The sequence below is a fragment of the Allobosea sp. GW821-FHT12C12 genome (assembly GCF_058807355.1).
In genome coordinates this window covers 191,135-215,784 of sequence record NZ_JBXAQP010000008.1, presented here as the reverse complement: position 1 = coordinate 215,784, position 24,650 = coordinate 191,135, and the positions used below count along the sequence as shown (strand labels likewise).

Sequence of the window (24,650 nt, the reverse complement as noted above, 5' to 3'; positions counted from 1 at the left end):
ATGCAAGACCCGGCAATGCTAAGGGCGGCAACCCGTCATTGCGAGGAGCGCAGCGACGAAGCAATCCAGGGGGGCGCAGAGCACGCGGCTCTGGATTGCTTCGCTGCGCTCGCAATGACGGATATCAGCGGCGGCCGACGAAACCGACGATGTCCTTGACGTCGGCCATGATCGGGGCCGCGATCGCCGCCGCGCGATCGGCGCCGTCGGTCAGGATCGCGTCGATATGGCCGGCATCGGCGAGCAGGCGGCGCATCTCGCCGGCGATGGGCGAGAGCTTCGTCACGGCGAGATCGGCAAGCGCCGTCTTGAAGCCGGAGAACTGGCCGCCGCCGAACTGCGACAGCACGGCCGCCTTGGTCTCGCCCGAGAGCCCGGCATAGATGCCGACGAGGTTCTCCGCCTCGGGCCGGCCTTCGAGGCCCTTTTCCTCGGAGGGCAGCGGCTCGGGATCGGTCTTGGCCTTGCGCACCTTCTGGGCGATCGTCTCGGCGTCGTCGGTCAGGTTGATGCGCGAATAGTCCGACGGGTCGGATTTCGACATCTTCTTGGCGCCGTCGCGCAGGCTCATCACGCGCGGGGCGGGCCCCTGCGTCATCGCCTCCGGCAGCGGAAAGAAGCCGAGATCGCCGGTGCCGAGGTTTTTTTCCGCGATCGACCCGGAGAAGTCGTTGTTGAACTTCTGGGCGATGTCGCGGGCCAGTTCGAGATGCTGGGTCTGGTCCTCGCCCACGGGCACATGCGTCGCCTTGTAGAGCAGGATGTCGGCCGCCATCAGCACGGGGTAGTCGTAGAGCCCGACCGAGGCGTTCTCGCGGTCCTTGCCGGCCTTCTCCTTGAACTGGGTCATGCGGTTGAGCCAGCCGAGCCGGGCGACCGTGTTGAACACCCAGGCGAGTTCGGCGTGCCCCGAGACCTGGCTCTGGTTGAAGATGATGCTGGCCTTGGGATCGACGCCGGCGGCGACATAGGCCGCGGTCACCTCGCGCGTCGCCCGCCTCAGCTCCGCCGGGCCGCCCCAGACATCCATCGATTGCGTGATCGCATGCATGTCGACGACGCAGTAGATGCATTCATGCGTCTTCTGCATCGCGACCCAGTTGGTCAGCGCGCCGAGATAATTGCCGAGATGCAGCGTCGCCGTCGGCTGCATGCCCGAGAAGACGCGCTGGTGAAAGGCCGCCATCGGGCGCTCCGTCATCACGAACCAGGAAAGGGCGGAGGCGCGTTCTGGCTCAACCCCGCCGCTTGCGCAAGGGCCAGAGGCCGATGCGGACCGCACCGAAGGCTCCCAGCCGGAGCGCCGTCACGGCATAGGCGGCAAACCCGCCGCCGCACAGCGCCATGAGCGCAGCGATGCGCCGGAGCGTCGGCTGGCCGGGCGCGAGCATGCCGCCGAGCGCGTCGCGGCCGGCGAGCAGCACGAGCCCCATCGCCGCGCTGGCGACGAGCGTCGCGCCGAGCGGCAGCAACGATGCACGCGTCGGCCGCCAGAGCCCGGCCCGCGCCAGCGTCGTCGCCAGCAGCGCGGCCTGCGCCAGGAAGGCGAGGCTCGCCGCCAGCGCCGCCATCTCCGCCGCCCGCCCTTCGCTCGCCAGCGTCAGGCCGGCGAGCACGGCGACCAGCACCGCGAGCCCGCCGGCGAGCAGCGGCAGGCGGGGCGCCTGGCGTGTGAAATAAACCTGCCCGAAAACCTTCGCGATCACCGCGAAGGGCAGGCCGAGGGCGAAGGCCGAGAGCGCGGCGGCGGTGCGCTGGCGATCCTGCGCGCCGAAGCGGCCATGCTCGAACAGCACGGAGACGATCGGCTCGGCCAGCAGCGCCAGCGCGGTCGCGGCCGGGATGGCGAGCGCCAGCCCGAGCACGAGCGCCCGGCCGAGCGCGGCATCGTGGTCGGCGCTCGAGGCCGCCGCCATCTCCGACAGCGCCACGGTTCCCATCGCCACGCCGACGAAGCCGAGCGGCAGCTGGAAGACGCGGTCGGCATAGTAGAGCGCCGCGACCGAGCCCGGCTCCAGCGAGGCGATCTGGGTCGCGACGAGCAGGACGAGCTGCGCGGACGAGGCCGCGAGCAGGGTCGCGCCGCCGGTGCGGACGAGACGGCTCATGTCCGGCGACCAGCGCAGGCTCGGGCTGGGCCGGCCGATCCGGCTCAGCCCGAACAGGATCAGGGCGAGATGGGCGAGGCCCGTCAGGCTGACGAGGCCGGCGAGCAGGGGCGCGGCGAAGGCCGGTTCGCCGCCGGCGATCAGCAGGGCCAGCAGCGCGCCGAGCAGGAGCGCGTTCATCAGCGCCGGCGCGAGCGCCGCCAGAGCGAAATGCTTTTCCGCGTTGAGCAGCGCCGCCAGCATGGCCGCGAGCGTGGTCAGCAGCAGGAAGGGCAGCATCAGACGCGTGTAATGCGCCGCCAGCGCAAGCGTCGCCGGCTCCCCGGCGAAGCCGCCGGCCAGGCCGAGCACGACCCAGGGCGCGAACAATTCGCCGAACCCGACCAGCACGACGAGAAGCAGCGCCAGATGCGACGCCGCCTCGCCGGCGAATTTCCGCGCGGCCGCCTCGCCCTTCTCGCCCTTGATCGCGAGATAGAGCGGCACGAAAGGCGCGTTCAGGCCGCCCTCGCCGAGCACGCGCCGGACGAGGTTGGGCAGCCGCAAGGCCGCCAGAAACGCATCCGCGACCGGCCCGGCCCCGAGCAGCCGCGCGATCAGCACGTCGCGCGCGAAACCGAGCAGCCGCGAGAGGATGGTCGCCGCGCCGACGACGGCGGAGTCGCGGGCGAGGCGGGAGGGCTCCGGCGCGGCGTCGGCCGGAGGCTGCATCAGAGGATGAACCGGCTCAGATCGGCGTTCTTCGCCAGATCGCCGATCCGCGCCTCGACATAGGATCCGTCGATCGTCACGGCCTCGCCGGAGCGGTCCGGCGCGGTGAAGGAGATGTCGTCGAGGATACGCTCGATCACGGTCTGGAGCCGCCTTGCGCCGATGTTCTCGACCGTCGAGTTCACGTCGACGGCGATGCGGGCGATGGCGTGGATCGCGTCCGGCGTGAACTCGACCGCGACCTCCTCGGTCGCCATCAGCGCCACCGTCTGCTTGATCAGGCTGGCTTCGGTCTCGGTCAGGATGCGCTTGAAGTCCTCGATGTCGAGCGGCTGCAATTCGACGCGGATCGGCAGGCGGCCCTGCAGTTCCGGCAGCAGGTCGGACGGGCGCGAGACGTGGAAGGCGCCCGACGCGATGAACAGGATGTGGTCGCTCTTGACCGCGCCGTGCTTGGTCGCGACCGTGGTGCCCTCGATCAACGGCAGGAGATCGCGCTGGACGCCCTCGCGCGAAACGTCGACGCCGCCCTTGCCCTCGCGGGCGCAGATCTTGTCGATCTCGTCGAGGAAGACGATGCCGTTCTCCTCGACCTCGCGGATCGCGGCCTGCACGATCGCCTCCTGATCGATCAGCTTGTCGCTCTCCTCGGTCAGCAACGGGCCGTAGGCGTCCCTGACCAGCACGCGGCGCGGCTTGCCCTTCTGGCCGAAAGCCTTGCCGAACATGTCGCCGAGATTGATCGCGCCGATCGAGGCCCCCGGCATGCCGGGCACCTCGAACATCGGCGTGTTGGACGCGCCGCTCGCGATCTCGACCTCGATCTCCTTCTCGTCGAGCTCGTTGGCGCGCAGCTTCCGACGAAAGGTGTCGCGCGTCGCCGGCGACGCGGTCGTGCCGACCAGCGCGTCGAGCACGCGCTCCTCGGCCGCGACATGGGCCTTGGCCTGGACATCCTTGCGCCGGCTCTCCCGCACCAGCGCGATCGCGACCTCGACGAGATCGCGCACGATCGATTCGACGTCGCGGCCGACATAGCCGACCTCGGTGAACTTGGTCGCCTCGACCTTGAGGAAGGGCGCGTTGGCGAGCCTGGCGAGGCGGCGCGCGATCTCGGTCTTGCCGCAGCCGGTCGGCCCGATCATCAGGATGTTTTTGGGGCTCACCTCCTCGCGCAGCGGCCCCTCCAGCTGCTGCCTCCGCCAGCGGTTGCGCAGGGCGATGGCGACGGCGCGCTTGGCGTCGTTCTGGCCGACGATGAAACGGTCGAGCTCGGAGACGATCTCGCGCGGGGAGAATGAGGTCATGGGATGTCCGTGGGGCTGACAATCAGACGGCGTCGAGCGTCTCGATCACGAGCGAATGGTTCGTATAGACGCAGATGTCGCCGGCGATCCTCATCGCCTTGCGCACGATCGCCTCGGCGTCGGCCTCGACATCGACCAGTGCGCGCGCGGCCGCCAGCGCATAGTTGCCGCCGGAGCCGATCGCCATCACCGAGCCGTGCTCCGCGGCTTCGGGCTCAAGCACGTCGCCGGTGCCGGAGATCAGCAGCGAGACCTCCTTGTCGGCGACGAGCAGCATCGCCTCCAGCCGGCGCAGATAGCGGTCGGTGCGCCAGTCCTTGGCGAGCTCGACGCAGGCGCGCAGCAATTGCGTCGGATACTGCTCCAGCTTGCTCTCCAGCCGCTCGAACAGCGTGAAGGCGTCGGCGGTCGCGCCGGCGAAGCCCGCGATCACCGCGCCCTTGGCGAGGCGGCGAACCTTTCTGGCGTTGCCCTTCATGATGGTCTGGCCGAGCGAGACCTGGCCGTCGCCGCCGATCACGACCTTGCCGCCCTTGCGCACCATCAGGATCGTGGTCGCGTGCATCACCGGGGCGTTGCTAGGCTCGGACATGTCGATTCGGTCTCGGGTCGGGAAACGGGCGGGAGCCGCCAACATGTTCAGGCTGAGGCCCGGTATCAAGAGCGACCCCGTCAAACGCTGGAATCTGTCCGAGCGCGTCTTCTTCGCCTGCGGCGCCTGCCACATCCTCGCCTACGCTTTCCTGGAGGCCTATCCCGAGAGCGGTTTTCATGCGGTCTGGATCCGGCCCTCCGGAGGTTTCACCGGCAACCACGTCTTCGTCACCGACGGCGAGACGGCCTTCGATTTCCATGGCTATCGCCGCGAGCGAAACCTCGTAGCGCATCACTTCGCCAAGGGCCGGCTGTGGTGGCCGGGCTGGGACGCCACGCTCGTGCCGCTGCCGCAGGACGTGCTGATCTCGGAGGCGAAGTCGAAGACCTATGACGGGCTCTGGCTGCGCGAGCCCGGCCAGTTCCTGCACGACGCGATGCCGCGGGCGCGGGCGTTCCTGGCGCGGTTCGGGCCGCCCGATACGACGTAGCGCCTTCGCCTCCGCCACACCTTTCCCGTCATGGGCGGGCTTGTCCCGACCATCCACGTCTTCCCTCGTCGCGCCTATGCAATGACGTGGATGCTCGCCACGAGGGCGAGCATGACGGAGAGGGACCGGCAAACGCATTGGCCTGCGCCCCTTCGCCTGCTAAAGCCGCTCGCATTCGTGGAAACGACAGAGGCAACCATGCGTTCTGGCGAGGTCAAGCGCCGCACCAACGAGACCGACATCGCGGTCAAGCTCGTGCTCGACGGCACCGGCAAGGCCGAGACTTCGACCGGCGTCGGCTTCCTTGACCATATGCTCGACCTGTTCGCGCGCCATTCGCTGATCGACCTGACCGTCAGCGTGAAGGGCGACACCCATATCGACGACCACCATTCGGTCGAGGATGCCGGCATCGCGCTCGGCGAGGCGCTGAAGCAGGCGCTCGGCGACAAGAAGGGCATCCGCCGCTATGCCGACGTGCACCTGCCGATGGACGAGACGCTGACCCGGGTCGCGGTCGACGTCTCGGGCCGGCCCTTTCTGGTCTTCAGGACGCAGTTCAAGGCGGAGAAGATCGGATCATTCGACACCGAACTGGTGCGCGAGTTCTTCCAGGCCTTCGCCATGAACGCCGGCGTCACGCTGCATGTCGAGACGCTCTATGGCGAGAACGCCCACCACATCGCCGAGAGTTGCTTCAAGGGGCTGGCGCGGGCGCTGCGGAGCGCGCTTGAGGTCGATCCGCGCGAGGGCGGCCGCGTGCCCTCGACCAAGGGCGCGCTGTAGATCGCCGCGCGTCCTTTCGGACGCGGAGTGGCGATCTAGCTTTTTGTTTTTGCATCAGATTTTCCGAAAAGTGGATTCCACTTTCCGGTCCGATGCTCTAGGAGACGACGATGGCCTTCTACAGCGTGATGATCCCGCCGCCGGGCTCCGGCGGCCGGCGCGAGGAGATCGAGCAGGCGCGGCTGCTGCCCGAGACCTTTTGTTGGTCCGCCTTCGCGCTCGGCGGGCTCTGGCTGCTCGGCAAGCGGCTCTGGCTGGCGACGCTGGTCTATGCGCTGATCTGGGCGGCGCTGTTCTGTGCGCGGACCGGCCTCGGCCTGCCGGACGGCGCGCTGATGCTGAGCTACTGGGCGATCGGCCTGTTCCTCGGCCTAGAGGGCCAGAACCTGATCGCGCGCAAGCTCGCCCGCCAGGGCTGGCGTCCGGCCGATGTCGTCGAGGCGCGCGATCTCGCCGAGGCCGAGCGGCGCTATTTCGAACGGGCGCTCGCCGGCGAGACGCCCGCGCCGCGCCTGCCTCTACCCGCCACGGCGCGGCGCCAGCCGGCTGGCGCCGTTCCGGTGATCGGGCTCTTCCCCGAGGCGCAGAGGCGATGAGCCAGAGGGTCGTCATCATCGACTACGGCTCGGGAAATCTCCATTCGGCCGCGAAAGCCTTCGAGCGCGCCGCGGTCGAATCCGGCATCGCGTCGACGATCAGCGTCAGCAGCGGCCCCGACGCGGTCCGCGCCGCCGACCGGATCGTGCTGCCGGGCGTCGGCGCCTTCGCCGATTGCCGGCGGGGGCTCGACGCCGTCGGCGGCATGGTCGAGGCGCTGGAGGAGACCGTGCGGGCCAAGGGTCGGCCCTTCCTCGGGATATGCGTCGGAATGCAGTTGCTCGCCACGCGCGGGCTCGAATATGTCGTGACGCCGGGGCTCGGCTGGATTTCAGGCGATGTCGCGCCGATCGTGCCGAACGACGACGGCCTGAAGATTCCGCATATGGGCTGGAACACCTTGCACAGGCAGGACGACCACCCGCTGCTCGACGGCATCGAGACCGGGCCGCGGGGGCTGCACGCCTATTTCGTGCATTCCTACGCGCTGAACGCCGAAAGGCCCGAGGACGTGCTCGCCGTCACCGACCATGGCGGCCCGGTCACGGCCATGGTCGCGCGGGGCAACATCGCCGGCACGCAGTTCCACCCCGAGAAGAGCCAGACGCTGGGGCTGCGGCTGATCGCCAATTTCCTGGGCTGGACGCCGTGATCCTGTTTCCCGCCATCGACCTGAAGAACGGCCAGTGCGTGCGCCTGCGGCAGGGCGACATGGGCCGCGCGACCGTGTTCAACGACGACCCGGCCGCGCAGGCAGCCGCCTTCGAGGCGCAGGGCTTCCAGTGGCTGCATGTCGTCGATCTCGACGGCGCCTTCGCCGGCAAGCCGATGAACGCCGCGGCCGTCGAGGCGATCCTCGCCAAGGTCGCTTTCCCGGTGCAGCTCGGCGGCGGCATCCGCGACATGAAGACGGTCGCGGGCTGGCTCGATAAAGGCATCAGGCGCGTCATCATCGGCACGGCGGCCGTGCGCGACCCCGGCTTCGTGCGGGAGGCGGCGAAAGCCTTTCCGGGTCAGGTCGCGGTCGGCATCGACGCGCGCGACGGGTTCGTCGCGGTCGAGGGCTGGGCCGAGACCTCGGCGCTGGCCGCCGACGATCTCGGACGGCGCTTCGAGGACGCCGGGGTCTCGGCCGTCGTCTACACCGACATCGCCCGCGACGGCATGCTGCAGGGCGTCGACTGGGACGGCACGATCGCGCTGGCCAACGCGCTGACGATCCCGGTGATCGCATCCGGGGGCCTGGCGTCCATGGCCGACATCGAACGGCTCTGTGCGTCCGACGCCGCGATCCTGGAAGGCGCGATCACGGGTCGTGCGCTTTATGACGGGCGGATTGATCCAGCGGCTGCCCTGACGCGGCTGGCGAGCGCGAGAGCTGACGCATGAAGCCGGATCGGCTATGTTCGCCCGCATGAGCGTGTTCGAACTGCCCAAGACGCCGCCTGCGCCGGCCGATCTCTACGAACGGGACTTCTACTCCTGGGCGCTGCAGCAGGCCGCGCTGGTGCGGGAAGGCCGCTTCGACGAGATCGACCGCGCCAACATCGTCGAGGAGCTGGAGAGCCTGGGCAAGGAGCAGTTCCACAAGCTAAGCAGTGCGCTGCGCGTCTTGATGATGCACATGCTCAAATGGGACTATCAGTCGGAAAAGCGCAGCCGCAGTTGGCTGACCACGATCGTCGTGCAACGTGGCGACTTCGCAGACGTCCTGGCTGAGAACCCAGGCCTGAAACCTCGCTTCGCCGAGGCGGCCGAGCGCGCATACCGACGCGCCCGCATCGAAGCCGCAGCGGAAACCGGCCTCAAGATCGGTGTCTTTCCAGCCGAGTGTCCCTACACCATGCAAGACCTGGCGAGCCGCGTGTTCGATCTCGACCCCGCATGACCCTCAAAACCCGCATCATCCCCTGCCTCGACGTCAAGGACGGCCGCGTCGTCAAGGGCGTCAACTTCGTCGACCTGGTCGATGCCGGCGATCCGGTCGAGGCGGCCAAGGCCTATGACGCGGCCGGCGCCGACGAGCTCTGCTTCCTCGACATCACCGCGAGCCACGAGGACCGCGGCATCCTGTTCGACATCGTCAGCCGCACGGCCGAGGCCTGCTTCATGCCGCTGACGGTCGGCGGCGGCGTGCGCGGCGTCGAGGACATCCGCAGGCTGCTTCTCGCCGGGGCCGACAAGGCCTCGATCATGACGGCGGCGGTGCATCGGCGCGAGTTCGTGCGCGAGGCGGCGGAAAAGTTCGGCGCGCAATGCATCGTCGTGGCGATCGACGCCAAGCAGGTCTCAGCCCATCGCTGGGAGGTCTTCACCCATGGCGGGCGCAACCCGACCGGCATCGACGCGATCGCCTATGCGCGCGAGGTCGCGAGTCTGGGAGCGGGCGAAATCCTGCTGACCTCGATGGACCGCGACGGCGCCAGGACCGGCTTCGACCTTGCCTTGACGCGGCGCGTGGCGGATGCGGTTTCCATCCCGGTGGTGGCGTCGGGCGGCGTCGGCACGCTCGATCATCTCGTCGAGGGCGTCAGCGAAGGACACGCCTCGGCGGTGCTGGCAGCCTCGATCTTTCATTTCGGGACCTACACCATCCCGCAGGCCAAGGCGCATATGGCGGCGGCCGGGCTCAAGATGCGGTTGGCCTGAGCGATGACCGCCTTCACCCTCGCCGATCTCGAAGCCCGCATTGCCGAGCGCGCCAAGGCCTCGCCCGACGAATCCTGGACGGCGAAGCTGCTGGCCGCCGGGCCGGAACGCTGCGCCAAGAAGCTCGGCGAGGAGGCGGTCGAGACCGTGATCGCCGCCGTCAGGGGCGACCGCGCCGAGCTGATCGCCGAGAGCGCCGACCTCATCTATCATCTCCTGGTCGTGCTCGGATCGCGCGATGTTGCATTGCAAGACGTGTTGAGCCAGCTTGAGGCCCGCACCGCGACATCCGGGCTGGCGGAAAAAGCGGCGCGGCCGCGTTGAGCCCGGAAAGACCCTGCGTTGAACCTCGAAGCCTGGAATGCGGGTCGCCTGATGGACCAGCGTCTGATCCCCGCGCCGGCCGATCTCGGCTCGCCCTACCGCAGCTTCACCCGCGACGAGTGGGCGCATCTGCGCGCCGATACGCCGCTGACGCTCTCGGTCGACGACCTGACCAAGCTGCAATCGATCAACGACCCGATCTCGCTCGACGAGATCGTCGCGATCTATCTGCCGCTGTCGCGCCTGCTCTCGCTTTACGTCGCCGCGACGCAAGGGCTGTTCAAGGCGACGCAGCGCTTCCTGCTGGCCGAAGCCGAGGTCAAGGTGCCCTATATCATCGGGGTCGCGGGCTCGGTCGCGGTCGGCAAGTCGACCACGGCGCGCGTGCTCAAGGCGCTGCTGTCGCGCTGGCCGAACACGCCCAAGGTCGAGCTCGTCACCACGGACGGCTTCCTGCTGCCGAACGCGGAGCTCGAGCGGCGCGGGCTGATGCAGCGCAAGGGCTTTCCGGAGAGCTATGACGGCGCGGCGATCCTGCGCTTCCTGTCCGAGATCAAGGCCGGCAGGAAGGCCGTCACGGCGCCTGTCTACTCGCATCTGGTCTACGATGTCGTGCCGGGCGAGCAGGTCACGGTCGAGCGGCCCGACATCCTGATCCTGGAAGGGCTGAACGTGCTTCAGCCGAGCCGGATGCCGAAGGACGGCACGGTGATCCCATTCGTCTCCGACTATTTCGACTTCTCGGTCTATCTCGACGCCGACGAGAACGATCTGCACCGCTGGTACGTCAACCGCTTCATGACCCTGCGCCAGACGGCCTTCCGCGATCCGCGCTCCTTCTTCCGCAAATATGCCGAGATCGCCGAGGACGAGGCGCTCTCGATCGCGGAGACGCTCTGGACCGGGATCAACCTGCCCAACCTGCGGGAGAACATCCTGCCGACGCGCCAGCGGGCCAGCCTGATCCTGACCAAGGGCGCGAGCCACCGCATCCAGCGGGTCGCCCTGAGACGGCTCTAGGTGGCGGCATGATGTCGTCCAAGCCCCGGTCCTCACTTTTTGGCGTCATGCCGTGACGGAGGCGATCGCCTCGCTCGCCGGCATGGCGGGCGCGGCGTTCGTCGCCGCGACGCTCCTGCCGGCGCAGTCGGAGATCGTCTTCGTCGGTTTGCTGGCGGCGAAGACCGTCGATCCGCTGGCGCTGTTTCTCGTCGCCAGCCTCGCCAATACGGCGGGCTCGGTCTTCAACTGGCAGATCGGCCGGCTGATCTCGCGTCATGGCGTCCAGCGTCTGCCGGCGCGATTGCGGCCCGATCCCGACGGGCTTGCCCGGGCGCAGGGCTGGTTTCGACGCTTCGGCTGGCCTTCGCTGCTCTTCGCCTGGCTGCCGATCGGCGGCGACCCGCTCACGCTGGTCGCCGGCACGCTGAACTATCCGCTCGGGCGCTTCATCCTGCTCGTCCTGGTCGGCAAGGCCGGGCGCTACGCCGCGCTCTGGGCCGGCTGGGCCGCGCTGGGCTGAGCGGCCGCCTCGGCGGCTTGACGCCGCATCCCTGCGTTGCGATCCGGCCATTTGCGCAACCGCGCGCTCCGGGCTACCAGCAACGGCCCGTTTTCAGGAGATCAAGACGATGAGCATCCAGCGTATCGGCGTCGGCCCGCGCATGTCCAAGGCGGTGGTCCACGGCGACACCGTCTATCTGGCCGGCCAGGTCGCCGACAAGGCGGCGGGCAAGAGCGTCGCCGAGCAGACCGCCGACATCCTCGGCATCATCGACGGGCTGCTCGCCGAGGCCGGCACCGACAAGACCAGGCTGCTGATGGTCAATATCTGGCTGTCCGACATGTCGACCTTCGCCGAGATGAACGGCGTCTGGGACAAGTGGGTCGTCGCCGGCGCGACGCCCGGGAGGGCCACGGTCGAGGCGAAGCTCGCCGCGCCGCAGTTCACGGTCGAGATCGCGGTCATCGCGGCCAAGTGACGGGCGCTCGGGCGTGGACGGCGGCGCGACGAATCAAGACGGCCTGACGGCGCTCCTCGCCGAGACGGCACGTCGGCGGGGCGTGCCGGCGACGGCCCTGCTCGCCATGATGTCGGAGTTCGTCAAGCGGCCGACGCTTCCATCCCCGGACGTGCTGGAGGCGCTGCTCGAGCGCAAGGCCGAGGACTTCCTGGCTTTACGCGCAAGATTGGGTTCAGCCGCGGCCGACGAGGCCGAGACGCGGTTTCGCGCGGCCGCGACGGCCGCGCTCGATGCCGGCCGCCTCGGTGAGCTCGACAAGGCGCTCGCCCAGCGCGAGCTCGCCCTGCTCGGGGACCTCGCCAATCTGGCCACGCTGCCGCCCGGGCGTCGGCAGGCCGCAGGCGAGGTCCGCGCCGACCGCGCGGCGACGAGTTTCCTGCGAACCGCGCCCGAAGCCTATGGCGAAGCGGCGCAGCGCTACAGCGAGGCTTCGGCCTTGATGGGTCTCGCCGATCTGCCGCGCAGCCGCCAGTTCGCGGTCGCGCAGGTCGAGACACTGGCGCGCATCAGCCTCGATTTCGGCGGCCGCGAAGGACTGGACGACGCCATAGTCCAGGCGCGGCGGCTGCTCGAAGGTCTCGACGGCCTCGTCGAATCGGCCGCCTTCGCGGCCGTGCAGGCGGCGCTCGCGGATGCCCTGGCGAAGCTGGCCGACATCACCGGCGAGATCGGCCCGCGGGCCGAAGCGCTCGACGCCTGTCGCGCCGGGCTGGAGGATCTGGGACGCACGGAAGCGCCCGGGCTGTGGCGGGGCTTGAAGGCGAAGTTCGGCGTGCTGGCGCTGGCGCTGGGCGAGGCGCGCGGCGACGAGGAACTCCTCGAAGACGCCGTGACGGCGCTCGCCGCGGCGCTCGCGGCCTGGGATCGCGACCGCGACGGCCCGGGCTGGCTCGAGCTGGAATACGCCATCGCCCGAGCCCGGGCCACGCTCGGAGGCCGCCGCGGCGATCTCGCCATGCTGGAACGCGCCTTCAACAGCTTCAACCGGATCGTGGCGACCGTCGAACGCGGCCGCGAGCCGCTGCGCTGGGCCGCGCTTCAGGACGAGATGGGCCTCGTGCTCTTCGCAATGGGCGCGCGCTACCGCGAGCCCGTGGTGCTGGAGGAGGCGATCGCCGCCTTCGAGCGCGCGCTGGAAGAACGCAGACGGGAGACGCAGCCGCTGCTCTGGGCGACGAGTTCGGCAAACCGGGGTTTCGCGACCCTGCAGCTGGCCGAGCGCCAGAAGGACGAAAGCCTGGCGCGGCAAGCGCTGACGCAGTTGATGACGGCGATCGAGAGCCTTCGTGCGGCCGGCTTCCCGGCAAACGCCGCGGCGCTGCAGAAGCGCCTGGGCGAGGCGAGCGCCCGGCTCTAGAGGCTGTCAGCGACCATGGACAGGGTCTGGTGACGAAAACGCGCCGGCTAGCGCTCAGGCGGCGCGCCTGCGGTCGGCGAGGCGTTCCAGCGCCGCGTCAAGCGTCGCATCATGCTTGGCGAAGCAGAACCTCACCACGGTCCTGACCGCGCCCTGCGCATAGAAGGCGCTGACCGGGATCGCGGCGACGCCGCTCTCCGTCACCAGCCGCTGGCAGAAGGCGACATCGTCGCTCTCGCCCAGCGGGGCGATGTCGACATTCAGGAAGTAGGTGCCGACGCTCGGCAGCACGGAATAGCCGAGATCGCGCAGGCCTCCGGCGAAACGGTCGCGCGAGCGCTGGAAATCGGCCCGCATCCCCTCGAAATAGGAATCGTCCTTGCCGAGGCCGTAGGCGACGGCCGCCTGCAGGTTCGGCGGGGTGGTGAAGGTGATGTACTGATGCGCCTTGGCCAGAACCTTCATCAGGTCCGGCGCGGCCATGACCAGCCCGACCTTCCAGCCGGTCAGCGAGAAGATCTTGCCGGCCGACGAGATCTTGACGGTGCGCTCGCGCATGCCGGGCCGGCTGATCATCGGGACATGGCGGCGGCCGTCGAAGACGACATGCTCCCAGACCTCGTCGCAGAGCGCGACGGCGTCGTGCCTCACGCAGAAGGACGCCAGCAGGTCGAGATCGGCGTCGCTGAAGATCGTCGCCGTCGGGTTAAGCGGGTTGTTGAACAGCACCACCCGGGTCTTCGGCGAGAAGACCCGCGCCAGGGCGGCCTCGCCGAGCCCGAAGGCCGGCGGCGTCAGCGTGACGAATTTCGGCACGCCGCCGGCGCGCAGCACGAGCGGGACATAGGCGTCGTACATCGGCTCGAACAGCACGACCTCGTCGCCCGGCGCGACCAGCGCCATCAGCGCGCCCGCGATCGCCTCGGTCGCGCCCGAGGTCACCATGATCTCGCTGTCGGGATCGAGCTCGAGGTCCTGCCAGCGCCTGAAATGCGCGGCCGTCGCCTGGCGCAACTCGGGCAGACCCATCATCGGCGGATACTGGTTCCAGCCGTCGATCACCGCGTCCGCCGCCTTGCGCCGGACATCCTCCGGCCCCGGATCGTCGGGAAAGCCCTGCCCGAGATTGACCGCGCCCGTCTCGCGGGCGAGCCTGGACATCACCTCGAACACGCTGGTCTGGAGAGACGAAAAGATCGGATTCATCGCAGGATCATGGCTGGCGGCGGGAAGGCGGCAGCCGCTCTAGCATGGCGGGTGGCGCAGCGCATCCGCTCCCCGCGGAAACAAGCCGATACGAAATATCGAATGATGAATGTTGACATTCATCAGCGATCAATGCTTATCTGCGCGAGCCGGTTCACGACGGGCGCCCGCGGCGGCTTCGCCCCTTTGACGCAACGGGATATTGGCGTGAACCGGTGACCCTTCCTGTCAGCGGCATCGCTGGACGGAGCGCCTTGCCGGCCTCGCAGCGCTTGCCTAAGCAGGCGAATGGCCCCGTTCACAACCCGCCGCATCCCTGCCGTCATGATCCTCGGCACCGGCTCCAATGTCGGCAAGTCGCTGATCGTGGCGGGCCTGTGCCGACTGTTCGCCGATCGCGGGCTGAACGTCAGGCCCTTCAAGCCGCAGAACATGTCGAACAATGCGGCCGCGACGCCCGGCGGCGAGATCGGCCGGGCGCAGGCGTTGCAGGCGCGCGCCGCGCGCATCGCCCCCCATACCGACATGAACCCGGTGCTGCTCAAGCCCGAGAGCGGGACCGGCAGCCAGATCGTGCTGCAGGGCCGCGTCGCCGGCCGTCTCGCCTCGAGCGATTTCGCACGGCGGAGCGATTTCATGCCCAAGGTGCTGGAGAGCTTTTCCCGGCTCGGCGCGGATGCCGACCTCGTCGTCGTCGAAGGCGCCGGCTCGCCGGCCGAAACCAATCTGCGCGCGCGCGACATCGCCAATCTCGGCTTCGCCCGCGCCGCCGGCGTGCCCGCCATCCTGGTCGGCGACATCGACCGCGGCGGCGTGATCGCGAGCCTGGTCGGCAGCCATGCCGTGCTCGACGAGGCCGACCGCGCCATGATCGCGGGCTTCGCGATCAACCGGTTCCGGGGCGACGTTTCGCTGTTCTCGGCCGGCGTCGAGACGATCCGGGCCGCCACGGGCTGGCCCTGCTTCGGCGTCGTGCCGTGGTTCGCAGACGCCTTCCGCCTGCCGGCGGAGGACGGGCTCGACCTGCGCAGCGGGGAACGACGGCCCGATGCCGCGCTCAGGATCGCGGCGCCCGTGCTGCCCGGCATCGCCAATTTCGACGATCTCGACCCGCTGAAGCGCGAGGATGCGGTCGATCTCGTGCTGGTGCCGCGCGGCGAGGCGCTGCCGGGCGACGCCCACCTCGTCATCCTGCCGGGCTCCAAGACGACGCTGCGCGACCTCGCCGTGCTGCGGGCCGAGGGCTGGGACATCGACATCCTCGCCCATCGCCGCCGCGGCGGTCATGTGCTGGGCCTGTGCGGCGGCTATCAGATGCTGGGCCGGATCGTGCGCGACCCGCTCGGGCTCGAAGGCCCGGCCGGCGAGGCGGCGGGCCTCGGCCTGCTCGACGTCGAGACGGTGCTGTCGCCGGAGAAGACCGTGCGCGAGGTCGACTTCACGCACGCGCCGAGCGACGCCTCGGGCCGCGCCTACGAAATCCATCTCGGGAAGACCGAGGGCGGCGACACGGCGCGTGCGCCCTTCCGGATCGGCGGCCGTAGCGACGGGGCAAGCAGCCCGGACGGGCGCGTCGTCGGGGCCTATCTGCACGGCGTCTTCTCGTCGGATGCGGTGCGCTCGGCCTGTCTCGGCGCCATCGCCGGTCGGCCGATCGGCTCGACGATGAACTACGAGGCCGATGTCGAAGCGACGCTGGACCGGCTGGCGGCCCATCTGGCGCGACATCTCGACATCGACGCGATCCTGGCGCTGGCGCGGACGCGCTGACGTTTCGTCAAAACAACGATTTTATGTTTTTTGACATAACGCCTTGATCATTAAGAATATTGACGAATAACGAAATTCGTCATAACAATTCATTCCTGATCCTATCAGCACCGAGGACGGGCTGCCTTGAGCCATCCCGAGCGCGACACGCGGCTCAGCATCGTCGATGCGGCCGAGCGCCATTTCCGCGATATCGGCTACCAGAAGACGACGGTCGCCGACATCGCCAAGTCGCTGCGGATGTCGCCGGCCAATGTCTATCGCTTCTTCGATTCCAAGAAGGCGATCAACGAAGCGGTGCTGGCGCGCTACAAGGGCGAGTTCGAAGTCGCGCTGAGAGCGATCGCGGATGGACCCGGTTCGGCCGCGTCGCGGTTGCGCGAGATGCTGCTCGCCGCCAACCGGATCAACGAGGCGCGCTTCGCCGACCAGGCGCGGATGCAGGAAATGGTCTGCGCCGCGATGGAGGAGAGCTGGGACGCGATCATCGGCCATATCGAGCGTTTCGACGCGGTGCTGCGCCGCGTCGTGGCGCAGGGCGTCGAGACCGGCGAGTTCCGTGCGGTCGATCCGGCCGACGCGACGCGCTGCATCCGCACCGCGATGATCCGGTTCCACCACCCGCTGCTGATGACGCAATGCGACTGCATGCCGGGCCCGGCGATCGGCGCCATGATCGATTTCCTGATGGCCGGGCTGCTGCGCCACCGGCCCTGAGCGCGCCTCGCGCGCGTTGACAAGCCGCCGCCGGGGCGGGATACCCCGCCTGCCATGGCCCGGATCTCCAAGCAGGACGTCAAGAAGCTCGCCGTCGTCGTCCACGATCTCGTGATGACTGCGTTGGCGATCTGGCTCGTCTTCGTGATCCGCTTCGAAGGCTGGCAGCTGACGCAGCATATGCGCTACCTGCCGCAGTTCCTGCCGGCCTTCGTCTCCTATGCCGGCATCGTCTACTGGTTCTTCTCGCTCTACCGCTCGAAATGGCGCTTCGCCTCGCTGCCGGACCTGTCCAACATCGTCAGGGCGGTGACGGTGCTGTCGCTGAGCCTGCTGGTGGTCGATTACGTTCTGGTCTCGCCGACCTTCTACGGCGCCTTCTATTTCGGCAAGATCTCGATCGCGCTCTACTGGATGCTGCAGATCGCGCTGCTTGGCGGCCCGCGCCTGGCCTATCGCTATTTCAAGTTCTCGCGCACGCGCCACCTCGCCGTGCGCGAAGCGACATTGCCCGCCCTGGTCCTGGGACGCGGCGTCGAGGTCGAGATGGTGATCCGCGCCATGGAGGCCGGCGCGATGCGCAAGATGCGCCCGGCCGGCATCCTGTCGCCGCGCCAGGACGATCTGCGCCAGTCGATCCGCGGCGTGCCGGTGCTCGGCCTGCTCGGCGAGATCGAGACGATCGTGCAGGACGCCGCCGCGCGCGGAGAGGATTTCCGCCGCATCGTCGCGACGCCGAGCGCGCTGACGCCGGAGGCCCGGCCGGAACTCTGGCTGGCGCGCACGCGCAAGCTCGCTTTGCCGATCTCGCGCGTCGATACGCTCGGCGAGGGCGTGCGCGACACCGAGATCGCGCCGCTCGAGATCGAGGATCTGCTGGTGCGCCCCTCCGTCAGGATCGACCGCGAGCGGCTCGGCCATTTCCTGAGAGGCAAGCGCGTCATCGTCACCGGCGGCGGCGGCTCGATCGGCTCCGAGATCTGCCTGCGCTGCGCCGTCTTCGGGGCGAGCGAACTTCTCGTCGTCGAGAGTTCGGAACCGGCCCTGTTCAAGATCACCGAGGAGCTCTCGATCCACGAGCATGACGCCAAGGTCTCGGGCGCGCTCGCCGATGTGCGCGACCGGGCCCGGATCACGCAGCTCTTCACGGCGTTCTCGCCCGACATCGTCATCCACGCCGCCGCCCTGAAGCACGTGCCTTATTTGGAGGCCGACTGGGCCGAGGGCATCAAGACCAACATCGTCGGCTCGGTGAACGTCACCGACGCGGCGATCGCGGCCAACGCCAGGATCTTCGTGATGATCTCGACCGACAAGGCGATCGAGCCGGTCTCGATGCTCGGCGCGACCAAGCGCTTCGCCGAGATGTACGCGCAATCCCGCGACGCCGAATTCGTCGCGGCGGCATCGGGCATGCGGCTGGTCGCGGTGCGCTTCGGCAATGTGCTCGGCTCGGCCGGCTCGGTGGTGCCGAAGTTCAAGGCGCAGATCGAGCGCGGCGGGCCTGTGACCGTGACCAGCCCCGACATGATCCGCTATTTCATGACGATCCGCGAGGCCTGCGACCTCGTCCTGACGGCGGCCTCGCACGCCCGCGCCGACGAACCCGACGCCGAGCGCGCCGCCGTCTACGTCCTCAAGATGGGCCAGCCGGTCAGGATCATGGACCTGGCCGAGCGGATGATCCGGCTCGCCGGCTACGAGCCCGGCCTCGACATCGAGATCGTCGTCTCCGGCGTCAGGCCCGGCGAGCGCCTGAACGAGATCCTGTTCGCGCGCGACGAGCCCATGGCCGAGACCGGGCTCGACGGCGTGATGGCCGCCAAGCCGATCTTCGCCGGCCGGCCGCGCATGCAGGGCTGGCTCGCCCGGCTCGACGCCGCCGTGAAGGCCGACGACCGCGGCATGGCGGAAGCCGTGCTCGGCGAGGCGATCCCGGACTTCAAGTTCCGCCAGCAGACGCCGCAAGACGCGCCAGCGCAGCCGGCGTCTCGACCCGTGGCCGCCAGCCAGCCCTGAGCAGGGCCTCCGGCCGCGCGACCGGCCCGCCGGCGAGCAGATCGAAGCGCCGCGACTGTCCGGCGAGCGCGGCCGTCGCGCGCAGCACGACCGGCGGCACGGCGATCAGGCCGGGAGGGCGGCCCAACCCCTGGCGCAGGGCCGCGACGATGCCGGCCACGCCGATCGGTTCGGGGTCGGCGACGACGTAGGCGCGCCGGGCCGGGCACGACGGCGTCAGCGAAAACAGGATCGCCTCGACCAGGTTCTCGACCGCCAGCAGCGAGCGCGGCGCGGTCAGCGCGCCGAACGGCAGCGGCATGGGCAACTTCGCCAGTTTCAGCAGCGCCGCCATGTTGGCCTTGACGCCCGGTCCGTAGACCAGCACCGGCCGCAAGGCGACCCAGTCGAGATCGAGCCCGGCCAATCCCTGCTCGGCCGCGAGCTTCGAGCGGCCATAGGCCTGATCGGGCAGCGGCGGATCGGCCTCGGTCACGGGTGGCCCAGCCGTTGCGCCGGTCTGGGCCTTGATCGAGGACAGGTAGACGAAGCGCGCGACCCCGGCCGCTTGCGCGGCCTGCGCGAGCTCCAGCGTCGCTTGCGTGTTGATGCGCTGGTAGAGCGCCTCCGGCAGGCCCGGCCCGGCATGGGCGAGGCCGGCGAGATGCACGACATGGTCGACGCCGGCGAGCGCCGCGCTCCAGTCGACCGGCTCGGCGAGATCGCCGGCGACGACCGCCTCCACGCCGGTCGGCGGCGAGGAAGCCCGGCGCTGCGCGACGCGGACGCGATAGCCGGCCGCCAGCAGGCCGGCGACGAGATGCGGCCCGATGAAGCCGCCGGCTCCGGTGACGAGGACGAGCGGATCAGCCAAGGCTCGCGCGCCTCGTCGCGAAGCGCCGGAGCAGCAGCGCGGTCAGCAGCAGGCCGGCGGAGAGGCAGGCGACCTGCATCCAAGGCGCTGTGAAGCGCAGGCTCAGGCCCGCCAGCCCGATCAGTCCGACATTCAGCAGCGCGACCAGCGCCACGATCTCCATCACGCCATGGCCGTTGACCGTGGCCTGCTGATAGAAATGGCTGCGATGCGCCTCCCAGACCTTTTCCCCGCGCGCCAGCCGGCGCAGCAGCGTGATGGTCGAATCCGCGACATGATAGAGCGGCAGCAGCAGCGCCGCCGCGAGTGCGCCGGTTCCGGCCAGCCGGTAGAGCAGCCAGGCCGTCAGAAGCCCGATCGGCAGCGAGCCGACATCGCCGAGGAAGAGCCGCGCCGTCGGCCTGTTGAAGGGCGCGAAGCCGAGCAGCCCGCCGCAGAGCGCCGCCGCGAGCCAGCCCGTCGTCGGGTCGAGGACGCCGGCCGCGCCGGCCAGCGCCAGAGCGCCGCTCGGCGGCACGATGCCGGCGACCGTGATCCAGTCGATGCCGTCCATGAAGTTGACGAGATTGACGAACCAGAGGCCTGCCAGCAGCGCGAGCCCGCGCTCGACGGCGAGCGGCAGAACCTCGGGAAAGAGGCGCAGGCCGGGCGCCGCGTAAAACAGCACGAGGCCGACGCAGAGCGCCTGAAGGCCGAGCCGGACGCCGGGCGACAGCGGCCGGATGTCGTCCCAGGCTCCGACGATGGCGAGCAGGACGGCCGCGCCGAGCACCAGCAGCAGGCCGTCGCGGGCATCGGCCGGCACGGGCGCGAACAGCACCGCGAGCCCGAGCGCCAGGATCGCGGCCGCCAGCACGGCGATGCCGCCGCCCTGCGGCGTCGGCACGCGATGGCTGGAGCGCGCGCTCGGCCGCGCCATGGCGTAGCGCACCAGCAGCGGGCGCAGCACGACGCAGAGCAGGGCCGCGGCCAAGGCGGCGACGGACGCTATCAGCAGGGGCGCGAGAAGTGGTTGCAAGGCGGGGGCACCATCGGCGAGGCGCGCATGCCTAGGTGAGGTCCTGACGATTGTCGACGCCGGACTTCGCTACGAGGTTGCGCGACCTCGGACAAAGAGAGAACATGCACGCATGCTCGCCGATTCACGCCTCAACCCGCCATCGACGCGACCCGACATCACCCGCGCCGTTTGCCGCGGCGCCGGCCGGCATCTGCGGGCGCGCGGCTACGCCATCGTCAAGGAGATGAGCTTCGCCAATGGCAGGCGCGGCGACATCGTGGCGCTCTCGCCTTCTGGCGAACTGCTGGTGATCGAGGTGAAGTCCGGCGTCGAGGATTACCGGATCGACGGCAAATGGCCGGATTACCGCGACTATTGCGACGGCTTCCTGTTCGCCGTCGCGCCGGAGTTTCCGCGCGAGATCCTGCCCGACGATGTCGGGCTGATCGTTGCCGATGCCTGGGGTGGCGACATGCTGCGCGAGCCGCCGCGCCATCCGCTGAGCCCAGCCCGGCGCAAGGCGCTGACCATCGCCTTTGCGAAATTGGCGGCCGGGCGGCTGGCCCTGATCGAGGATCCCGATCGGTCGAGCGCCTAGCGCGGGGCGCGCTTGGCCAGAATGCGCTGCAGGGTGCGCCGATGCATGCCGAGCCGACGCGCTGTTTCCGAGACGTTGCGGTTGCAGAGCTCATAGACACGCTGGATATGCTCCCAGCGGACGCGGTCTGCCGACATCGGGTTCTCCGGCGGCATCGGCCTCGAATCGCGCGCGGCGGCCAGCGCCGAATGGATCTCGTCGGCGTCGGCCGGCTTGGCGAGGAAGTCGAACGCGCCGAGCTTCACGGCGCTGACGGCGGTGGCGATGTTGCCGTAGCCGGTCAGCACGATGCCGCGCGCGTCGGGCCGGCGTTCCTTCAGCCGGACGATGACATCGAGCCCGTTGCCGTCGGCGAGGCGCAGGTCGATCACCGCGAAGGCCGGCGCCGCCGCCTCGACCTCGGCGATGCCGGCCTGGACGCCTTCGGCGGTGCGAACGGCATAGCCGCGGCTCTCCATGGCGCGCGCCAGTCGCGTCAGAAACGGCTTGTCGTCATCCACCAGCAGCAGGGACATATCCGACGGCGCCGGATTCCCGGCCGCGGCCTCGCCTGGACGTTCTTGCTTGGTCAGCAGATCTTGCATCGAAAACTCCTTGCGCCGGGCCGGCCGCGCGGAATTCTAACGCGGATGCGCCGCCCGCGCATCCCCGACTTCGCTCTGATTCAGCTAACCCCATGTAGTGCCGGCGCTTCCGGCTTTGTAGCCCCCCGGCTGCGCAGATCGGCCTCGAAGACTGATCTGGGCCAGACGATCCGGATCGCGGCTCCGCTCGCGGGCAGCGGCAGGTTGGAGAACTCGATCGCGGCCCCGCTGCGCTCCAGCAGCGTCTTGGCGATGAACAGGCCCAGGCCCAGCCCGCCGCCGGCGCGGCCCTCGCTGGCGGCGCGCGTCAGATAGGGCTCGCCGGCGCGCATCAGCACGTCCGGCGGAAAGCCCGGCCCGTCATCGGCGATGATCAGCGTGACATGGCTCTCTGACCATTGCGCCGTGATCGTGACGCCCGACGCCGCGAAATCGACGGCGTTGTCGACGATGTTGCCGAGCCCGTAGATCATGCCGGGATTACGGCGGCAGACGGGCTCCGGCTTCTCGCCCGTCGTCGTGATCTCGAAGGGCACGCCGAAGGGCCGCTGCGGCCCTGCCGCCTCCTCGATCAGCAGGCGCAGGGAGAGCTGGTCGAGCGGGCCGGCGTCGTCGTCCTGCAGCGAGGCGAGCTTGCTCAGGATGCCGCGGCAACGCTCGACCTGCTCGCGCAGCAGGGCGATGTCCTCGGCCATCTCGCCCTCGGGCGGGCTGAGCCGAGACAGCTCCTTGGCGACGAGCGCGATGGTCGCGAGCGGCGTGCCGAGCTCATGGGCGGCGGCGGCGGCGAGGCCGTCGAGCTGGGAGAGATGCTGCTCGCGCGCCAATACGAGCTCGGTCGCGGTCAGCGCGTCGGACAGGTCGCGCGCTTCCTTGGCGACGCGCCAGGCATAGATGCCGGTGAAGCCGAGCCCAAGCACCAGCGAGATCCAGGTTCCGATCTGGTAGTGGGCCGGCAGGACGGGACGAGGCTCGCCGGCCCAGGGCAAGGGCAGATGCGCGAAGTTCAGCGCGCTCGCCAGCGCGATCGCGAGCATCCCGAGCAGCAGCGTGCGCTGCGGCGGCAGGGCGGTGGCCGAGATCATCACCGGGGCGAGGAACAGGATCGAGAACGGATTCTGCAGCCCGCCGGTGAGATAGAGCAGCGCGGCGAGCTGGATGATGTCGAAGGCCAGCAGCGCCGTGGCCGCGCCGTCGCGCAGGCGATGGCTCATCGGGAAGCGGATGCGCAGCGCGATGTTGAGCCAGGCCGAGACGGCGATGACCGCGAAGCACCAGCCGAAGGGCAGCGAGAAGCCGAGCCCGAAATGCACGCCGGCGACGGCCAGGCTCTGGCCGGCGATGGCGAGCCAGCGCAGCCTGACCAGCGTATCGAGCCGCAGATGACGGCCGGAACGCCGGGCCATCGGCTCGAGCCTGTCGAACGCGGTCATGACGCGGCTCCCGGACCGCGGCCGCACGCTTTCACGGCAAATAATCTGTGGCAAATCGGCATCTCAGCGGAATCTTAGTCTTTAGCCGGATTGAATGCGAACAAAGACGATCTACGGTGCGTTCCGTGCTGCAGCGCATCATCGATCGTGACGCGTTGAGCCGAGGACGGTGATCGCATGTATGGGGCGCCCATGTCGTTTGCCTATCACGCCTATGAAGCCGTTCACATGATGGTCGGGCCGGCGCGCGGTTTTTCCGACGCCGTGCAGCTCGCCTTCAGGAACCCGGCCAATCCGCTGACCTACACCCCGTTCGGGCGCACCATGGCGGCCTCCTGCGAATTGTTCGAGCGCACCACGCGGCGCTACGGCAAGCCGGCCTTCGATCTGCCGGAGACGACGATCAACGGCGTCAAGGTCGCCGTGGAGGAGCGCGTCGTCTGGGAGCGGCCCTTCTGCAAGCTGGTCTATTTCGACCGCAAGACGCAAACGCGGCGCAAGCCGCAGCCCAAGGTGCTGCTGGTCGCGCCGATGTCGGGCCACTACGCCACGCTGCTGCGCGGCACGGTCGAGGCCTTCCTGCCCGGCCATGAGGTCTACATCACCGACTGGGTCGACGCGCGCCTCGTGCCGATGAGCGCCGGCCGCTTCGATCTCGACGACTATATCGACTACGTCATCGCCATGCTGCAGACGCTCGGGCCCGACGCCCATGTCATGGCCGTGTGCCAGCCCTCGGTGCCGGTGCTCGCGGCGGTCGCGCGCATGGAAGCCGAGCGCGACACCTGCGCGCCGCGCTCGATGACGCTGATGGGCGGGCCGATCGACACGCGCCGCTCGCCGACCGAGGTCAACAAGCTCGCCATGGACCGCGGCATCGACTGGTTCCGGGCGAACTGCATCACCAAGGTGCCGTTCCCGCATCCGGGCTTCTTCCGCGAGGTCTATCCCGGCTTCCTGCAGCTCTCGGGCTTCATGGCGATGAATCTCGATCGCCACGTCACCGCCCATTACGACATGTTCAAGCATCTCGTCCGCGGCGACGGCGATTCGGCCGAGAAGCATCGCGACTTCTACGACGAATATCTCGCCGTGATGGACCTGACGGCGGAGTTCTACCTCCAGACCGTCGAGACCGTGTTCGTCGAGCACGCGCTGCCGAAAGGCACGATGATGCACCGCGACAAGCCGGTCGACCTGACCGCGATCCGGCGCGTCGCGCTGATGACGGTCGAGGGCGAGAACGACGACATCTCCGGCGTCGGCCAGACCCAGGCCGCGCACGACCTCTGCGTCAACATCCCGGCCGACAGGCGCGTGCATTACATGCAGAAGGCCGTCGGCCACTACGGCGTCTTCAACGGCTCGCGCTTCCGTTCCGAGATCGCGCCGCGCATCGCCGACTTCATGGTCGGCCTCGACATGGAGGCCGCGAAGAGCCGCCGCGACGAAAGCGCCACGGACGCCCGCAAAGCGCTGAGGATCGCGAGCTGAGACCTTCCGCGACGCCCGCGAATCCGGC

At 69.2% G+C, this 24,650-nt stretch carries 26 protein-coding genes; 17 read left to right on the top strand and 9 right to left on the bottom strand.

Annotated features, from left to right (window positions below; genetic code table 11):
* Nucleotides 1–124: 124 nt before the first annotated feature.
* The 4 genes from trpS to hslV are packed head-to-tail and all read right to left on the bottom strand — an operon-like array spanning nt 125 to nt 4,718.
* Complete coding sequence (trpS, locus tag AC1RRW_RS13855) at nt 125–1,186, bottom strand: tryptophan--tRNA ligase (protein WP_492901335.1); 1,062 nt, start codon at nt 1,184–1,186, stop codon at nt 125–127.
* A gap of 49 nt (nt 1,187–1,235) precedes the next feature.
* Entirely contained in the window at nt 1,236–2,819 is a 1,584-nt protein-coding gene (gene murJ, locus AC1RRW_RS13850) for a murein biosynthesis integral membrane protein MurJ (protein WP_492901334.1), read from the bottom strand.
* Nucleotides 2,819–4,126, bottom strand: coding sequence for an ATP-dependent protease ATPase subunit HslU (gene hslU, locus AC1RRW_RS13845; RefSeq protein WP_492901333.1), 1,308 nt, complete (start codon nt 4,124–4,126; stop codon nt 2,819–2,821). Before hslU ends, murJ begins: the two co-directional genes overlap by 1 nt.
* Nucleotides 4,127–4,148: 22 nt before the next feature.
* On the bottom strand, nt 4,149–4,718 hold the full coding sequence (gene hslV, locus AC1RRW_RS13840; protein ID WP_492901332.1) for an ATP-dependent protease subunit HslV: 570 nt from the start codon (nt 4,716–4,718) through the stop codon (nt 4,149–4,151).
* A 43-nt stretch (nt 4,719–4,761) separates the two neighbouring features.
* Between hslV and AC1RRW_RS13835 the strand changes: the two genes are divergently transcribed.
* From AC1RRW_RS13835 to AC1RRW_RS13780, 12 genes are all read left to right on the top strand, one after another.
* Nucleotides 4,762–5,211, top strand: coding sequence for a hypothetical protein (locus tag AC1RRW_RS13835; RefSeq protein WP_492901331.1), 450 nt, complete (start codon nt 4,762–4,764; stop codon nt 5,209–5,211).
* A 198-nt stretch (nt 5,212–5,409) separates the two neighbouring features.
* Nucleotides 5,410–5,997, top strand: a complete 588-nt coding sequence (gene hisB, locus AC1RRW_RS13830; protein WP_492901330.1) for an imidazoleglycerol-phosphate dehydratase HisB — start codon at nt 5,410–5,412, stop codon at nt 5,995–5,997.
* Nucleotides 5,998–6,107: 110 nt separating this feature from the next.
* Nucleotides 6,108–6,593 (top strand): DUF2628 domain-containing protein, encoded by a 486-nt coding sequence (locus AC1RRW_RS13825; RefSeq protein WP_492901329.1) that lies wholly within the window; start codon nt 6,108–6,110, stop codon nt 6,591–6,593.
* Complete coding sequence (gene hisH / locus AC1RRW_RS13820; RefSeq protein ID WP_492901328.1) at nt 6,590–7,246, top strand: imidazole glycerol phosphate synthase subunit HisH; 657 nt, start codon at nt 6,590–6,592, stop codon at nt 7,244–7,246. The genes AC1RRW_RS13825 and hisH overlap by 4 nt, the downstream gene beginning before the upstream one ends.
* Entirely contained in the window at nt 7,234–7,983 is a 750-nt protein-coding gene (gene hisA, locus AC1RRW_RS13815; RefSeq protein WP_492901369.1) for a 1-(5-phosphoribosyl)-5-[(5-phosphoribosylamino)methylideneamino]imidazole-4-carboxamide isomerase, read from the top strand. Before hisH ends, hisA begins: the two co-directional genes overlap by 13 nt.
* Nucleotides 7,984–7,996: 13 nt before the next feature.
* Complete coding sequence (locus AC1RRW_RS13810; RefSeq protein ID WP_492901327.1) at nt 7,997–8,482, top strand: DUF29 domain-containing protein; 486 nt, start codon at nt 7,997–7,999, stop codon at nt 8,480–8,482.
* Entirely contained in the window at nt 8,479–9,243 is a 765-nt protein-coding gene (hisF, locus tag AC1RRW_RS13805; protein ID WP_492901326.1) for an imidazole glycerol phosphate synthase subunit HisF, read from the top strand. Before AC1RRW_RS13810 ends, hisF begins: the two co-directional genes overlap by 4 nt.
* Nucleotides 9,244–9,246: 3 nt before the next feature.
* Nucleotides 9,247–9,567, top strand: coding sequence for a phosphoribosyl-ATP diphosphatase (locus AC1RRW_RS13800; protein WP_492901325.1), 321 nt, complete (start codon nt 9,247–9,249; stop codon nt 9,565–9,567).
* Between the two features lie 51 nt (nt 9,568–9,618).
* Nucleotides 9,619–10,587, top strand: a complete 969-nt coding sequence (coaA, locus tag AC1RRW_RS13795) for a type I pantothenate kinase (protein WP_492901368.1) — start codon at nt 9,619–9,621, stop codon at nt 10,585–10,587.
* Between the two features lie 52 nt (nt 10,588–10,639).
* Nucleotides 10,640–11,089 (top strand): YqaA family protein, encoded by a 450-nt coding sequence (locus AC1RRW_RS13790; protein WP_492901324.1) that lies wholly within the window; start codon nt 10,640–10,642, stop codon nt 11,087–11,089.
* Between the two features lie 109 nt (nt 11,090–11,198).
* A complete protein-coding gene (locus AC1RRW_RS13785; protein ID WP_492901323.1) occupies nt 11,199–11,549 on the top strand; it encodes a RidA family protein in 351 nt (116 codons plus the stop codon).
* An 82-nt stretch (nt 11,550–11,631) separates the two neighbouring features.
* A complete protein-coding gene (locus tag AC1RRW_RS13780) occupies nt 11,632–12,948 on the top strand; it encodes a hypothetical protein (protein WP_492901322.1) in 1,317 nt (438 codons plus the stop codon).
* Nucleotides 12,949–13,002: 54 nt separating this feature from the next.
* Here the strand turns inward: AC1RRW_RS13780 and AC1RRW_RS13775 are convergent, their stop codons facing one another.
* Entirely contained in the window at nt 13,003–14,154 is a 1,152-nt protein-coding gene (locus AC1RRW_RS13775) for an aminotransferase (RefSeq protein WP_492901321.1), read from the bottom strand.
* Between the two features lie 288 nt (nt 14,155–14,442).
* Between AC1RRW_RS13775 and AC1RRW_RS13770 the strand changes: the two genes are divergently transcribed.
* The 3 genes from AC1RRW_RS13770 (at nt 14,443) to AC1RRW_RS13760 (ending at nt 18,660) form a co-directional block, all read left to right on the top strand.
* Nucleotides 14,443–15,924, top strand: coding sequence for a cobyric acid synthase (locus tag AC1RRW_RS13770; RefSeq protein ID WP_492901320.1), 1,482 nt, complete (start codon nt 14,443–14,445; stop codon nt 15,922–15,924).
* Between the two features lie 126 nt (nt 15,925–16,050).
* Nucleotides 16,051–16,641, top strand: coding sequence for a TetR/AcrR family transcriptional regulator (locus tag AC1RRW_RS13765; RefSeq protein WP_492901319.1), 591 nt, complete (start codon nt 16,051–16,053; stop codon nt 16,639–16,641).
* A 63-nt stretch (nt 16,642–16,704) separates the two neighbouring features.
* On the top strand, nt 16,705–18,660 hold the full coding sequence (locus AC1RRW_RS13760) for an SDR family NAD(P)-dependent oxidoreductase (protein WP_492901367.1): 1,956 nt from the start codon (nt 16,705–16,707) through the stop codon (nt 18,658–18,660).
* Here the strand turns inward: AC1RRW_RS13760 and AC1RRW_RS13755 are convergent.
* Together AC1RRW_RS13755 and AC1RRW_RS13750 are read right to left on the bottom strand one after the other, a co-directional pair.
* Complete coding sequence (locus tag AC1RRW_RS13755; protein ID WP_492901318.1) at nt 18,584–19,513, bottom strand: NAD-dependent epimerase/dehydratase family protein; 930 nt, start codon at nt 19,511–19,513, stop codon at nt 18,584–18,586. The genes AC1RRW_RS13760 and AC1RRW_RS13755 overlap by 77 nt on opposite strands.
* A complete protein-coding gene (locus tag AC1RRW_RS13750) occupies nt 19,506–20,531 on the bottom strand; it encodes an MraY family glycosyltransferase (protein WP_492901317.1) in 1,026 nt (341 codons plus the stop codon). The genes AC1RRW_RS13755 and AC1RRW_RS13750 overlap by 8 nt, the downstream gene beginning before the upstream one ends.
* A 112-nt stretch (nt 20,532–20,643) precedes the next feature.
* Here AC1RRW_RS13750 and AC1RRW_RS13745 point away from each other — a divergent pair, with 112 nt between their 5' ends.
* Nucleotides 20,644–21,111, top strand: coding sequence for an MmcB family DNA repair protein (locus AC1RRW_RS13745; protein ID WP_492901316.1), 468 nt, complete (start codon nt 20,644–20,646; stop codon nt 21,109–21,111).
* Here AC1RRW_RS13745 and AC1RRW_RS13740 read toward each other — a convergent pair.
* Nucleotides 21,108–21,695, bottom strand: a complete 588-nt coding sequence (locus AC1RRW_RS13740) for an ActR/PrrA/RegA family redox response regulator transcription factor (protein WP_492901315.1) — start codon at nt 21,693–21,695, stop codon at nt 21,108–21,110. The two genes, AC1RRW_RS13745 and AC1RRW_RS13740, sit on opposite strands and share 4 nt — an antisense overlap.
* Nucleotides 21,696–21,775: 80 nt before the next feature.
* Entirely contained in the window at nt 21,776–23,128 is a 1,353-nt protein-coding gene (locus tag AC1RRW_RS13735) for an ActS/PrrB/RegB family redox-sensitive histidine kinase (protein WP_492901314.1), read from the bottom strand.
* 192 nt (nt 23,129–23,320) lie between these two features.
* Between AC1RRW_RS13735 and AC1RRW_RS13730 the strand changes: the two genes are divergently transcribed.
* Nucleotides 23,321–24,622: a polyhydroxyalkanoate depolymerase gene (locus AC1RRW_RS13730; protein ID WP_492901313.1), complete on the top strand. Its 1,302-nt coding sequence runs from the start codon at nt 23,321–23,323 to the stop codon at nt 24,620–24,622.
* The last annotated feature ends 28 nt before the right edge of the window (nt 24,623–24,650 follow it).

Bases quoted from the DNA above. Each gene is read 5' to 3' on its own strand.
- AC1RRW_RS13745 (WP_492901316.1), top strand. From the start codon at position 20,644: ATGCTCGCCGATTCACGCCTCAACCCGCCATCGACGCGACCCGACATC.
- AC1RRW_RS13825 (WP_492901329.1), top strand. From the start codon at position 6,108: ATGGCCTTCTACAGCGTGATGATCCCGCCGCCGGGCTCCGGCGGCCGG.
- hslV (WP_492901332.1), bottom strand. From the start codon at position 4,718: ATGTCCGAGCCTAGCAACGCCCCGGTGATGCACGCGACCACGATCCTG.
- AC1RRW_RS13785 (WP_492901323.1), top strand. From the start codon at position 11,199: ATGAGCATCCAGCGTATCGGCGTCGGCCCGCGCATGTCCAAGGCGGTG.
- AC1RRW_RS13835 (WP_492901331.1), top strand. From the start codon at position 4,762: ATGTTCAGGCTGAGGCCCGGTATCAAGAGCGACCCCGTCAAACGCTGG.
- AC1RRW_RS13740 (WP_492901315.1), bottom strand. From the start codon at position 21,695: ATGCAAGATCTGCTGACCAAGCAAGAACGTCCAGGCGAGGCCGCGGCC.
- hisF (WP_492901326.1), top strand. From the start codon at position 8,479: ATGACCCTCAAAACCCGCATCATCCCCTGCCTCGACGTCAAGGACGGC.
- AC1RRW_RS13775 (WP_492901321.1), bottom strand. From the start codon at position 14,154: ATGAATCCGATCTTTTCGTCTCTCCAGACCAGCGTGTTCGAGGTGATG.
- coaA (WP_492901368.1), top strand. From the start codon at position 9,619: ATGGACCAGCGTCTGATCCCCGCGCCGGCCGATCTCGGCTCGCCCTAC.
- AC1RRW_RS13730 (WP_492901313.1), top strand. From the start codon at position 23,321: ATGTCGTTTGCCTATCACGCCTATGAAGCCGTTCACATGATGGTCGGG.
- AC1RRW_RS13735 (WP_492901314.1), bottom strand. From the start codon at position 23,128: ATGACCGCGTTCGACAGGCTCGAGCCGATGGCCCGGCGTTCCGGCCGT.
- AC1RRW_RS13800 (WP_492901325.1), top strand. From the start codon at position 9,247: ATGACCGCCTTCACCCTCGCCGATCTCGAAGCCCGCATTGCCGAGCGC.
- hisH (WP_492901328.1), top strand. From the start codon at position 6,590: ATGAGCCAGAGGGTCGTCATCATCGACTACGGCTCGGGAAATCTCCAT.
- hslU (WP_492901333.1), bottom strand. From the start codon at position 4,126: ATGACCTCATTCTCCCCGCGCGAGATCGTCTCCGAGCTCGACCGTTTC.
- murJ (WP_492901334.1), bottom strand. From the start codon at position 2,819: ATGCAGCCTCCGGCCGACGCCGCGCCGGAGCCCTCCCGCCTCGCCCGC.
- AC1RRW_RS13770 (WP_492901320.1), top strand. From the start codon at position 14,443: ATGGCCCCGTTCACAACCCGCCGCATCCCTGCCGTCATGATCCTCGGC.
- AC1RRW_RS13810 (WP_492901327.1), top strand. From the start codon at position 7,997: ATGTTCGCCCGCATGAGCGTGTTCGAACTGCCCAAGACGCCGCCTGCG.
- hisB (WP_492901330.1), top strand. From the start codon at position 5,410: ATGCGTTCTGGCGAGGTCAAGCGCCGCACCAACGAGACCGACATCGCG.
- trpS (WP_492901335.1), bottom strand. From the start codon at position 1,186: ATGGCGGCCTTTCACCAGCGCGTCTTCTCGGGCATGCAGCCGACGGCG.